This is a genomic window from Streptomyces viridosporus, from assembly GCF_002078235.1.
In the GTDB taxonomy this organism is placed as follows: Bacteria; Actinomycetota; Actinomycetes; order Streptomycetales; family Streptomycetaceae; genus Streptomyces; species Streptomyces viridosporus.
In genome coordinates this window covers 1-11,947 of the sequence record NZ_MSGP01000614.1, presented here as the reverse complement: position 1 = coordinate 11,947, position 11,947 = coordinate 1, and the positions used below count along the sequence as shown (strand labels likewise).

The 11,947-nt window shown below is 69.8% G+C and carries 12 protein-coding genes and 1 pseudogene; 2 read left to right on the top strand and 11 right to left on the bottom strand.

Annotated features, from left to right (window positions below):
* The 6 genes from B7L92_RS34305 to B7L92_RS34280 form a co-directional block, all read right to left on the bottom strand.
* On the bottom strand, positions 1-1,806 hold a 1,806-nt coding region (locus B7L92_RS34305; RefSeq protein WP_081241146.1), incomplete at its 3' end, for a cell division protein FtsK.
* A 110-nt stretch (positions 1,807-1,916) separates the two neighbouring features.
* Positions 1,917-2,234, bottom strand: coding sequence for a hypothetical protein (locus B7L92_RS34300; protein WP_081241145.1), 318 nt, complete (start codon positions 2,232-2,234; stop codon positions 1,917-1,919).
* The gene (locus B7L92_RS34295; RefSeq protein WP_081241144.1) at positions 2,231-2,581 is read right to left on the bottom strand and encodes an RRQRL motif-containing zinc-binding protein; all 351 of its coding nucleotides are present in this window, start codon (positions 2,579-2,581) and stop codon (positions 2,231-2,233) included. The genes B7L92_RS34300 and B7L92_RS34295 overlap by 4 nt, the downstream gene beginning before the upstream one ends.
* Complete coding sequence (locus B7L92_RS34290; protein WP_081241143.1) at positions 2,581-3,696, bottom strand: conjugal transfer protein; 1,116 nt, start codon at positions 3,694-3,696, stop codon at positions 2,581-2,583. The genes B7L92_RS34295 and B7L92_RS34290 overlap by 1 nt, the downstream gene beginning before the upstream one ends.
* Positions 3,693-4,154, bottom strand: a complete 462-nt coding sequence (locus B7L92_RS34285) for a Pycsar system effector family protein (protein WP_081241142.1) — start codon at positions 4,152-4,154, stop codon at positions 3,693-3,695. Before B7L92_RS34285 ends, B7L92_RS34290 begins: the two co-directional genes overlap by 4 nt.
* A complete protein-coding gene (locus tag B7L92_RS34280; protein ID WP_081241141.1) occupies positions 4,151-4,417 on the bottom strand; it encodes a DUF6284 family protein in 267 nt (88 codons plus the stop codon). The genes B7L92_RS34285 and B7L92_RS34280 overlap by 4 nt, the downstream gene beginning before the upstream one ends.
* A 730-nt stretch (positions 4,418-5,147) precedes the next feature.
* Here B7L92_RS34280 and B7L92_RS34275 point away from each other — a divergent pair.
* The gene (locus tag B7L92_RS34275; protein WP_081241147.1) at positions 5,148-6,155 is read left to right on the top strand and encodes an NsdA family TPR-like regulatory protein; all 1,008 of its coding nucleotides are present in this window, start codon (positions 5,148-5,150) and stop codon (positions 6,153-6,155) included.
* Here B7L92_RS34275 and B7L92_RS34270 read toward each other — a convergent pair.
* Positions 6,139-6,927 (bottom strand): NUDIX domain-containing protein, encoded by a 789-nt coding sequence (locus tag B7L92_RS34270; RefSeq protein WP_081241140.1) that lies wholly within the window; start codon positions 6,925-6,927, stop codon positions 6,139-6,141. The genes B7L92_RS34275 and B7L92_RS34270 overlap by 17 nt on opposite strands.
* A 187-nt stretch (positions 6,928-7,114) precedes the next feature.
* Positions 7,115-8,335: a hypothetical protein gene (locus B7L92_RS40435; RefSeq protein WP_143626427.1), complete on the bottom strand. Its 1,221-nt coding sequence runs from the start codon at positions 8,333-8,335 to the stop codon at positions 7,115-7,117.
* A 490-nt stretch (positions 8,336-8,825) separates the two neighbouring features.
* Here B7L92_RS40435 and B7L92_RS34265 point away from each other — a divergent pair, with 490 nt between their 5' ends.
* Entirely contained in the window at positions 8,826-9,401 is a 576-nt protein-coding gene (locus B7L92_RS34265; protein WP_143626426.1) for a hypothetical protein, read from the top strand.
* A 434-nt stretch (positions 9,402-9,835) separates the two neighbouring features.
* Here B7L92_RS34265 and B7L92_RS34260 read toward each other — a convergent pair whose 3' ends face one another.
* From B7L92_RS34260 to B7L92_RS39910, 3 genes and pseudogenes are all read right to left on the bottom strand, one after another.
* The gene (locus tag B7L92_RS34260) at positions 9,836-10,732 is read right to left on the bottom strand and encodes an aminoglycoside phosphotransferase family protein (protein WP_081241138.1); all 897 of its coding nucleotides are present in this window, start codon (positions 10,730-10,732) and stop codon (positions 9,836-9,838) included.
* Between the two features lie 32 nt (positions 10,733-10,764).
* Complete coding sequence (locus B7L92_RS34255; protein ID WP_081241137.1) at positions 10,765-11,739, bottom strand: zinc-binding dehydrogenase; 975 nt, start codon at positions 11,737-11,739, stop codon at positions 10,765-10,767.
* A 61-nt stretch (positions 11,740-11,800) separates the two neighbouring features.
* Positions 11,801-11,947: pseudogene (locus B7L92_RS39910) on the bottom strand (FAD-dependent oxidoreductase); the annotation flags it as partial.

The window sequence follows — 11,947 nt, the reverse complement described above, 5'->3', positions numbered from 1 at the left end:
CCGCTCGGCCACCGCGGTGGCGGTCGCGGTGTCGATGTAGTGGGTGCGCACCGTGATGGAGGACTGGCCGGCGGGGATGGCGATGCCGTCGGAGGCGACCACCAGGGTGCCCTTGTCCAGGCCGGGGCGCAGCAGGTTGGGGGCGGCGCCGCCGTCGACGGCCTTGTCCCCCAGCGCCATCCGGGCCTGCGACTCGGTGCCCAGGGCGAGGGCGGCGCGGGTGTGGGCGCCCTCGCGCACCAGCTTGGGCAGGTTCTGGTCGGTGGGGTCCTGGGTGCCCTGCCAGAGCAGCACGTTCACCGCCCGCCCCTGGTTGTGGATCTTGCGGGCGGCCATGAAGTACCGGGACGTGGCCTTGGAGCCGCCGTAGGGGCGCTTGTCGGCGTCGGTCAGCGGGCACATGAACGCCACCTGCGCCTCGTCCACCAGCACGATGAGCGGCGGGAAGGCGGTGCCGGGCGGGGCGGTGAGGCGGCGTTCCATCTCCGCCACGCCGCCCTCGACCATCTCGGTGGCCTGCACCACGTGCTCGTCGGTCGGCCCCTGGATGAGCACGGTGGCGAGGCCGTCGAACATGGCCCAGTCGCCGGCGCCCTTGAGGTCCGCCACCCGGAACTCCACGCTGCGGTCCAGCGCGAGCCACAGGGCGAGGGCCCGGAGGGCGGCGGTCTTGCCCTGGTTGGACAGGCCGGTGATGAGCAGGTGCCGCTGGTACAGGGACAGGCTCGCGGCGTCGCCCCGGAGGTCCTGGCCCCAGGGCGCCTTGCCCTTGGCGTAGTCGGCCCTCAGGGTCTCGTCGGTGACCAGCGGCGACGGCCCGATCGGCTCATCCAGCGCCCCGGAGTCGGCGATCCACAGCCGCACGGTGCGGGCCGCGGTGGGGAGGGTGATGAACACCTCGTGCTCGTGCCGGGTCAGGTTCTCCGCCAGCTTGCGCCGCCGGTTCTGCACCTCCACGGTGGACACCCCCGAGGGCAGGGTCACGTCGACCTCCACCCCGCATCCGGCGATCCGGATGGGCCCGAGCATGGACGCGCCGGCATCGCCCATCTCCTTGATGGCCCGGGCCAGGGCGGGCACCCCGAGGTCGCGCAGGGCCTTGACCACGATGGACGGCGTGATCGGCTCCCCCTCCCCGTTGCGGACGTGGGCGGGCAGGGCCCAGGTGGGGGCGGCCTGCTGCCGGCGGCCGACGGCCCACAGGGCGAGCAGCGCCAGGAACGGGCCGATGGTGACGGCCGGGCCCCACACCACCTGCACGATCCGGATCAGCAGCGCGATGAAGTCGATCGTGGCGCTTAAGGGGGTGATGACGTCCCCGGCCTGGCCGGTGCTGATTGCCAGGACCACCCCGAGGGCGACCAGCACCCCGATGCCCATGCCGGTGCCCACCGCCAGACCCTTGGCCGCGTCGACGGGGGAGTGCAGCAGGTCCATGCGGCGGCGGTGGCGGGCGTCACGGAAGCGCTGCAGCCGCTCTTCCCACTCCTCCGCGACCTCGTAGTTCCCGGCGGCCTCGGCGGCGCGGAGCAGGCGTTCGTAGCGGGCGCCGGTGCGGCCGTCCCAGGAGCGGCGGGCCACGATCCGCGCGCCGTTGACCGTGTACAGCCCGTGCCGGGCCACCGCCCGCACGGTCGCGGTGGTGCGCTCGTGCGTCACGGCGGTCTTCACCGCCCGGCCGGAGCGCACCCACAGCGGCACCGGACGGGTGGGCGGCGCGTCCGGGACCACGGTGAGGGTGGTCACGGTCGCCGTGTCGGTCGGCGGGTCGGTGTGCTTGTGGAGGGGAACGACGTTCTCAGACATGCTGGCAGTGCTCCTGACTGCCCCCACTGGGGGCGGGGTTAAAGGGAGAGCCGGGGTGGCCGGGTCCGTGGAAAGAAGCGGCCACCCCGGCGCCTGGGGGTTGGGGCTGGTCACCACCAGCCGGAGGACTTCTTGGCGGCCCTGGCGCGGGCGGCCTCGGTGATGAGCCGCTGGCGCTCGCCGTGCAGCGCGGTCAGCTCCGCGCTCAGCCGCATCTCCGCGGCGCTGCCGGTGGACTCGATCCGCTGCTCCGCGCGGCCGGCGCCGCGCCCCCGCAGGGTGCGATAGGCACCACCGGCGACGGCGCGGGCCAGAGCGCGACGCTCGCGGCCGTTCAGCGGCCACAACTCGCCCCGCCGCACGGCCTCCAACTTCTTGGCCGTCTGCCGGATCTCGCGGTCCAGGCGGCGCAGGTCGGCGCTGCTCATCGGGTGCTCCCTTCCGGCCCGGGCGGGCCGGGGTAGGCGCAGGGCACGCAGGTGCCCAGCGCGGCGGGGATGACGTAGCCGGCATCACGCCGACACTCGGGACAGGTGCGGCGGGCGGCGTTGGCCTTGGTCAGCGCCGCCCGCCGGGCGGCCGTCATGGGCCGGACCGGTAGGGCGAGGTCGACGCGGTAGAGGTAGGCGACCAGCGGCCCCCGCCGGCGGCGGGGGCGCTCCAGCTGGGCGGCCACCGGCTGACCGCCGGGCCGCAGGCCTTGGGCGCGCAACTGTCGGCGGGTGGCGTAGCCGTCCGGGGCCAGGCGCCACCGGTACACCGGCAGCGCCCCCATCACGCAGCCTCAGCCGTAGCGGCGGTGCGCTCGGCGAGGAGGGTGTCGCGCAGCATGCGGGCGTTGGCGGGTGAGGTGCGCACCTCGCGGCGGATGCCCTCGGCGGTCACCTTGGCGTCCGGCCAGTCGGCCGTCGCCTTCCTCGCCTCGGCCAGTAGTTGGTTCGGGGTGCGCTTCGGTCGGGGTGATCGGGCCACCTCGGGGAGCCGACCGGTCGCCCGGCGCGGCCGGGTCGATTCCGCCGGAACCGACCGCCGCGCGGACCGTGCGGCGGCGGGCTCGGTCGGGGCGGGAATCGCGGGCATCGGCTTGAGCGGCGGGAGCGACTTGCCCAGGTCGACCGCGACCGGTTCCGGCACCGTCAGCCGGGCCAGCGTCACCGCCGGGGCCGGGGCCGATCCGGGCAGGTCAGCCGTAGACCGTTTCCTTGCGCTCTCGGTAAATTCCTCCGCATTCGCGGCTTGCGTGGAATCGGGGGCGGGGGTGCCGAACATCGAGGCGAGCGCGGCGTCCGCGCCGGCGGTGACCCGGTCGCGCTGCACGTCCAGCAGCCTCGACCCCAGCGCCGTATCGCCGACCCCGACCCTGCGGGCCAGCCGCCACGACGCCCGGTCCGACCGCTTCCTGACCCGGTCGCTGGGGTGGTGGGCGGCGCGGGCGCGGTGGTAGGCGAGCGCCTGCACCAGATCGGCGGTGCGGCGCTCGTTCTCCGCGTCGCGGCCGTCGGTGTGGACCACGATCCGCCGGGCCAGGAACGCCATGCCCTCCGCGGAGACGGACATGCCCATCGGGGTCAGCGCGTAGATGACGGTGCGGCCCGGGTCGGGGGCGGCCATGGCGCCCATGACGGCGGCGGCGGCAGGCAGCGCCCACAGCCCGATGCGCACGACGCGCGGGGAGGACTGCCCCAGCATGGTCAGCCCCAGCAGGACCAGGGCGAGCACGGCGGTGGCCCCCTCACCGGCGGCGAGCGCCCCGAGCGCGGTGCCCTTGCCGTAGGCGTGGCCGATGTTGCTGTAGGTGCCGATCCCGCCGAACACGCCCGTGGCCAGCATCGGCACGAACGCGGCCGACAGCACCCCTACCTGCACCTTGGTCAGCTTGACGCTGCTCATCGGGCACCTCCCGCGGTGAGCAGGGCGGCGAGGAGGAGCAGGGCGCCGCCGGCCATGGTCAGGTCGACCGCGCGGCGCAGGCCGGTGAACTTGGCGACCGCCAGCCGGGACAGCCCGGCGATGTCGGCGGCCAGGTCACTGGAGAGGGCCGCGGGGATCTCGTCGGCAGGGAGGGTGGCCCACAGCGGGAAGCCGTGCCGACCGCCCAAGTGCGGCCCGCCCAGGTTCGGGCGGACCGACCGCAGCAGCAGCCCGGCCGCGGCGACCAGCAGCGCCAGGCCGGCCCCGCCGACGACGACGGCGAGCGGGTTCAGCGGCAGGTCGCGGGCGATGGTCCAGGCGCCGGCGAGGACCGCGCCGACGAACGCCAGCAGCAGCGCCGTCTTGCTGTCCGTGCGGGCGATCTCCGCCCTCACCTCGGCGTGCGCGGCCATCAGGGTCCGGTCGGCGGCGCTCACGCGGCGCCCCCCGGCAGGCTCGCCCCGGTGCGGTTGACCAGCGCGACCCGCGCCGCGAGGGCGCGGCGGCGGGCCCGGCGGATGCGCCGGGCGTCCAGCTCGGTCGGCATGCGGTCCAGGGTGGTGATCTGCGCGTCGAGCAGGTCGACGTCCGCCAGGATGACGGGCATCTCCCGCTCGATCGCCTCCAGCTCCGCGGCCGTCGGCTCCATGAAGTCGGCGAACGCAGTAACAACGTTCTGAACAGTGACGATGTGATCCATTGGGTCGTGGTCCCTTCCACGGAGTAACGGCCCGAACGCGGTCTCCGGGGTGCCACCCGGAGACCGCTCGCCGTTGAAGGTGAAGCCGCGCGTCTCATACGCGGGACGACCACAGGACAGCGGTCGCAGTGCCCCAGGCGAGATTCGATCCCGCGCCCATCACGGCTGAATGCCGGGGCTGACGTGCGGTACTGCAGGTGTCTCCTTCGGGAACACGAGCTCCCGTTTCAGGCGTATGGAGACATGACCTTTCGGTCTAAGCCCTCCCGAGTGCAAAGGGTCGGGTGCGCCCTCGGCCCGCTCTGTCCCGGGCCCCTTGGCGCTGCGTTCGGAAGCGCAACGCCCATCGATGCACACCACAGACCGGAGACGGGTCCCGTCATCTGGTGCGCACCAGTAGCGTGCATCTGGTGCGCACCAGAGTCAAGGTAGTTCGCCATTTCGGGTAGTGCTCGCTTCCTGCGGTGCCTCTCCAGAAGACCGCTTGGGGTGGGACTGCCGGTAGCCAACAGTGCTTAACAACCGGCCTGTTAACCTCTGTTGACCTGCGCCAACGTGCGGCATGCTGAGAGCACCAGTGAGGGCTGCAAGCGTCGGACGGTGATTGGTGAGCGCAGGGCTTCGGAGCACGCGGGCGGCGCGCGGCTGGTCCCAGGAGCGACTGGTTCGTGAGATAGAGCAGTACGCCCGGCGGAACGTCACAGAGGTCGCTTCCACCGCGAGCCTGCGGGTGTACGTGTCGGAGTGGGAGAACGGGAAGCGCACACTCTCTGATCGGTACGCGGGCATTCTGCGGAAACTGCTCGGCGTCACTGACGCGGAGCTGAGGGGCGATGTACCGGCGCCGGTCGTCGCTGCGGTCGACGGCTACGACGAGCTGCTCAGCCGGATCGATGCGGCCGGTAGTGTCGGCGAGTCCATGGTCAAGGCGTTTAACGATCAGACCGAGTTACTCCGCACCATGGACAGGCAGAGGGGCGCGGCTGGCCTGGTTGACCAGATGACGGGGCACCTTGCCGCACTGGAAGACGCGCTCAACTTCGCTGTGTTGCCTACCGCGCGCCGTCCCGTTGCGCTTGCCCTCGCGGGTGCGTCGACCCTCGCGGCGTGGCAGGCCATCGACTCCGGAGCGGTTGAGCGGGCCTGGCGGCACTACGAACTCGCGAAGCGAGCGGCGCGTGACGCTGAGGCTCCGATGTATCTCGCCCACGCCATGGCGGAGCAGGCGTACGTCCTCTGTGAAGCGGGCCGACCCGCTCTTGGAATCGACCTCGTGCGCGATGCGCGGTGCACTGTGGGCCAGTCTGCTTCCGCCCGGCTGCGGGCGTGGCTGTATGCCGCCGAAGCGGAGATGTGCGCGTATGCCGGCATGCCGGACGACTCCCGACGCGCGCTCGATGCGGCTCTGGCCGCCATCCCGCCGGGCCCGGAGGACAGGGATCCGGACATGCTGAGCATCTTCCTAAACGGCACCCACCTTGCGCGGTGGCAAGGCAACGTGCTCGCCATGCTCGGTGACGGCGACGCGGTCACGAGCCTGTACAGAGCGCTGGAAGACATGGACCCATCGTTCGTCCGGGCGCGCGCCGGACTGCATACGGACCTGGCGCAAGCGCACCTGACGCGAGCGGAGTACGACGACGCCCACACCCATCTAAGGCAGGCGCGGCTGCTGGCGAGCCGCACCGGCTCGGTGCGACAGCGCCGTCGCATCGACATGCTCAGCGCGCGGCTGTAGCTCCCTGCCCGCGCCGGTTGGCCAGGATGTGCAACAGGGCAACCAGGGTTCCGGACCCCATCAGCTCACCGCGGGCCATGAGCCCTGAAATGTCTGCGAGGGGAATCCACTCGATGTGACCGGCTTCCTCCAGGTCGGTCGGTTCACCGACCCTCTCTGCCCCGTGGCCGACGAAGATTTCGTGAGGCGAGTCGACCATGCCGACCATGGGTTGGTAGGTCACGACGTGTTCCAGCGTCTTCGGACGCCACCCGGTTTCCTCGACCACTTCCCTCAGCGCTGCGTCTGCCGGCCGCTCGCCATCGTCGACGATGCCACCTGGGAGCTCCCAGCCGAACTGTTGGGGAACGAAGCGGTAGCGCCACATCATGAGCACGCGGTCCTGGTCGTCCAGAACGGCGGTGACAGCCACGTGGTGCAGCTTCACCACGTGATGCTCGAACGACTTCATGCCGGGCGGTTGCACATCCCAGAGCTGAAGCTTCACCCACCGGTTGTCGTACAGGTCGCGCTCACCGTGGATGCGCCACGGTTCCACCCCCTCGGGCCGCCGGACGCTCACGGTGCCGGGGAGTCGATATGAACTGCGGCCCCGAACTTCCAACGCACCTTCAGCGACGAGACGCGCCAGCACTTGCCGCAGTGCCGTCCGCCCGATACCGAGTTCTTCGACGAGCGCGCGTTCGGAAGGAAGCTTGTCGCCTGGTGCGTACTCGCCGGCGGCGAGCCGCTCCCGAAGCGTTTCGTAGACCTTCGTCGTCTTCGGTCCCATCGGCGGAGCACTCTCCGTTCTGCTGTGGTGCGTACCAGAGTAGCGGGCAGAGAGACGCTTGTGAGGCCGTGCTTCGCCTTGCCGTGGGATGTGGGACTCCTTTTCCTGCTGCCGCTCCTTGATACCTCGTCGAATCGGTTCGGTGGAAGGGTGCTGCTGCGGCGGTATGCCTGGCGAAGGCAGACGTTTAGGGAAGCAGCTCGTCGACCTCTTTTCGCCAGGCAGTGTAAGTCTTGATCCAGTTACCTTCAGACTGTGCCTGCACATCCCAAAAATCCCGCATTCTACGCGTCCAAAGTCCACGACGCTTAATGCCCGGTTCGCCGAACGCCATCATGCATGTTCGTGGGAACTTAGCTATCTTTGCAAGGAGACGCGCACTCACGAACTCATCCAACCCAAGCATGGCGGAATGTGCTGCTGCGGCTTCGTCTTCGCTTGCGCGATATCCCTCATGTACGATCTTGTTTCGCTTCTTGGCAATGTCTTCACGCCAGGCTTTTACAGGTGCGCTACTGTTGCGGTCCCAATTGCCGCCCCAAATGCGAGCGAGATCGCCACTGATAAGTGGGCCAATCTCGCGTACGCTTAGAATGTCGGCAGCTTCTTGTGGGGTGGTTCCGGACTCCCAGAGGCCAGTGGTCAATGCGGTCAGCAAGAGAACTTCACAGGCGATGGCCGAGTTCACGACCGTTGCACTGTAGTCCCCATTGACGAAGAATGCCTGTTCCGCGTCAATCTTGCGCTCTGCGTAGAGCATCCAAGGGTCGCCATCGCGAAGTCGTGAGATCCCCACGTGAACGTTCTGAAGCTGCTCGAAGGAGGCTGGTGGGCTTGCTGAGGCTCCGGAAAGGTTCGCGTGACCGAGGGACATCAATTGCCAGTCCTCGATAATCTCGCCGCTGCCGTCTTTGAGTAGGGTGAAGGCGAATGGCCACAGCGTGTGACGGGAAACCGCAGGAATCCTGAGGTTCCTGGTCGCTCTGATACCCCTGTAGAAGTCTATGAGGCAGTCTAGGCAGCGATCGAAAGGGTCATCGTCCTCCTCGATCTTCTCCAAAGAGTTGGTGACCATCTCGACCACTGTGACATGACCCTCTAGGTTAGGAAGGTGGGAATCGTCCCTAGAGGGAAGATAGTGAATCTCGTTGGCTGCTGCGGCCAGTGACTTATGGATCTGTGCGTCACTGTTCGAGCTAGTGTCGAACTGCCGGAATTTCAGGGAGACCAGGTAATCTCCGTCTATCGAAATCGTATCTTCGATGTCGGCTGTTATTCGGGTAGTGAAGGAGCCTAGGTTTGGGGAGTCTCCGGGCAGCACGAAGGACGTTGTCGCGCCTGTGTGAATCGGCAGGGCATGGGGCAACGCGACCAGGAAGACCCTGAGATGTAGTTCGTCCGGGGTCATTACTCACCTCGCTTCGTCGCCAGATCTTAGGGCTCAGGAGTTGCCTCGTGCACCGGAATAGAACCAACTCCCGGTCAGAGGGCGAGTGGAGCCGCCGCAGAGCGACCGCCAACCGAGGTGTCGGAGCGCACGCTTCAACAGGGCGTAGCCGCCCCTGAGGTGCCATTCATTCTGAGCGGATACCGAGCCTCGGTCGGCAGTTTCTTACCACCCGGAACGCTCTCTCAGGGGCGGAGGCTGCAAGGGGGGCGTCGCTGCCTTTGAGGTCGGCCGAGTGGGTTCCCGTGGGCACTGCACGAACTGCCTGTGGGGTAGGCGCGGAGGGGGGCGTGAGACCTCATCGGGACGCAGCGCAGATGAAGAGGCCCCCTCGCGCGCAGACTGTGAAGCTGCTCGTCCTGTCCGCGGCCGGCTCATGGCAGGCCTTCGGTGGGTTGCTGGTTTTCGGGTTTCGATGACCTGCGCTCAGCGCCGATGCGACCATCCTCGGATGGACGCATCGGTGCTCAGCGCGCTGGTAGGGCTGATTGGTGTAGGAGCTGGTGCTGGCGCCACCTTCGGCGGGGTCGTGTATCAGCAACGACATGGCACCCGAGAGGCAAGGACCGCAAGGCTGCGGGGCGAAGCGGTTGCAGCAGCAGAAAAGATTCTGTCCGAGCTGCTGGCTATGCAACACAGCCTGCGGCTGGGCTCGTACGGTGCCGCCGAGGAGGAGCAGCGCGACTACCGGAGGGCCTTGCAGCATCACCATGCAACGATCCAGTTGCACTCGCAGTGGCTGCCCGATGCCGAACTCAGGTCCCGACTCACCGTCAACGCCCTGTATACGCAGATCGGGCCGGTCGGCGATCCCCGTAGCGACGTCGAGCGTCGCGGGCACGGGATGGCTCTGTGCGCGGACAGTATTGCCTGCCTCGGTGCCTTTCTACGCTCTGAAGCTCTCCCCGTGCGCGATGCCTACGTTGATCAGATACTTGCCCGCTGGCCTGAGGGGCGGGAGCTACACACCTTCATCGTCTCAGGTCCACCCGTGGAGAGTGATGAGACTCCCGATTCTGCTACTTAGCGCAACTTGGAGGTAGCGCCCCCACATTGGTGTGCCACAGGATGCTTGGCCCAACGATCGCAACAGGGGGAGCCAGGTACGCGGGCTCCGGCGTGCTCGCATGGGGCACCTGTGGGGCAGCGCAGCAACACCAGGTAAGAAGGCGCAGATGAGCGCCTGAGTGCCGCGCGGACTGTAAATCTGCCGACTCGGGCGGCTGTGGTCTCGGTCCTGGTCTCAATAGCCACTAGTTCCGCAACCATCCACCGTTGTTCGATGAGGTCCACCAACCCTTCTGAACAGGCACGGAGCACCATTCGCGGACGCTCCCGGACGTCCCAAGACCAAGATCGGACAACTTGTAATGCGTAGGTCGTCGGTTCGAATCCGACAGGGGGCTCCGGTGGGATCCCGGGCCGGGCCTTCCCGGCCCGGGTCCTCCATGACCCGGGTCCTCATGCCCCGTGGCGGCGCAGGCGGCGGGCGATCTCCAGGTCGCGGTCCTCCAGGGGGCGGCCGTCCTCGACCTCCCACAGGCAGTTCTGCAGCACCCTCCCGTACGTCCACGCGCGCGCCCGCTCGCGGTCCAGGCCGAGGACGTCGGTCATGGCGTCGAAGCGCCAGCCGATGTCGTCGGCGTCGAAGCGGTTGTCCAGGGCGGGCCAGAGGTCGAACCCGGGGTCGCCGGCCAGGGGCTTGGGGTCGATGGCGAGCCAGGGGGCGCGGTCCGAGGCCAGGACGTTCTCGTCGTGCAGGTCCCAGTGCAGGAGGCGGTCGCCGGGCTCGTCGGCGACCTCCCGCACGGCGGCCGCGCAGTCGGCGACGACACGGCGGGCGGCCGGGTCCGGGATGCGGTCCAGGGCCCGGGGGGTGCGCTCGAGCATGGCGTGGGCCATGTCGCCGAGGCGGCGCATGCCCGCGGGGGCGGGGGTGGCGTGGAGGTGGGCGAGGAGGCGGGCGATCACCAGGACGGTCTCGTGGACGTCCGGCCGGTGCGCGAGCATGCGGGAGGCGTCGAGGCGTTCCAGGAGCATGACGCCGGTGGGCTCGTCGTGGTCCAGCAGGCGGACCGCCCCGTCGCCGTCCCACAGGCGCAGCGCGACCGGTTCGCCGTCGGTCTCCTGGTCGCGGAGTTGGAGCTTCAGCATCGCCGGTGTGCCGTCCGCGCGGTCGACCGGGAGGACCAGGGCGCTCATGCCGTGCAGGGGCGTCCCGGTGACGCGCAGGTCCCAGCGGTCGAGGAAGGAGGCGGCCAGGTCCGGCAGGGCGGCGATGAAGGCCCGGCCCGCCTCCTTGTTGAACTTCTCCTGGAATACGGCGAGTTCCTCAGGGATGTCGATCACCTTCCGCACGGTAGTCGTGTGCGGCGGGCGGGGCACCCCTTTCACGGTTCGAGGACGACCTTTCCGGTCGTGCCCCGGTTCTCCAGGGCGCGGTGGGCGGCGGCGGCCTCGGCGAGGGGGAAGCGGTGGACGGCGGGGACGAGCCGGCCTTCGGCGGCCTCGGTGAGGGCGCGCAGTTCGAGCGTGCGGACGGGGTCGTCCCCACCGGCCCTGCGCATCATCTCGGGACCGAGGACGTTCGTGGAGACGCCCTCGACGAGGTACGGGCTGTCGTCGGCGAGGCCCTGGGCCGACCAGCCGAAGACGAGGTGCCGGCCGCCGGGGGCGAGGAGGTCCACGACCGTGCGGGCGACGTCCCCGCCCACGCCGTCGTACACCAGGGTGACCTTGCCCCGGTGGGCGTCGAGCCGTGCGGGCCAGTCCGGGGCCGTGTAGTCCACGGCGAGGTCGGCGCCGCCGGCCTCCACCCGGGCCGTCTTCGCGGGGCCGCCGGCCAGGCCGACGACGGTGGCGCCGGCGTTCCTGGCGTACTGCACGAGGAGGGTGCCGAGGCCGCCGGCCGCGGCGGGGACGACGACCACGTCGCCGGGGCCGGGTTCGGCGAACTGCACGATGCCCATCGCCGTGCGCCCCGTGCCGATCATGGCGACGGCCGCGGCGAAGTCCAGGCGCTCCGGGATCTCGTGCAGCCGGCCGGCGTCGGTGACGGCCAGCTCCGCGTAGCCCCCGGGGGCGAAGCCGAGGTGGGCGACGACCCGTCGGCCGAGCCAGTGGGCGGGGGTGCCCTCGCCGAGGGCGTCGACGACCCCGGCGACCTCGCGGCCGGGAACGGTCGGCAGGGCGGCCGGGGCCGGCGCGGGGCCCCGCAGGCCCTGCCGCAGGGCCGTGTCCAGCAGGTGGACGCCGGCGGCCCGGACGGCGATGCGGACCTGCCCCGGGCCCGGCCGCGGATCCTCGATCTCCTCGTGGAGGAGGTTCTCGGCCGGACCGAAGGCGTGCAGGCGGATGGCGTGCATAGGGGTCTCCCGTGGGTGCCGGTCGGGTGGTTCTGCTCGCTGTGGCCCCCACGGTGCGACCTCAAGCATGCTCGAGGTCAAGCTTGCGCCGGCCCAGGGCGAGGGAGACGGCCGTCAGGGCGCTGTTGAAGGACACCTCCGAGAGCACACCGGGCGCGGCGACCTGGTCACCGGCGAGGTAGACGCCGTCGCCGCGCCCGGTGTGCTC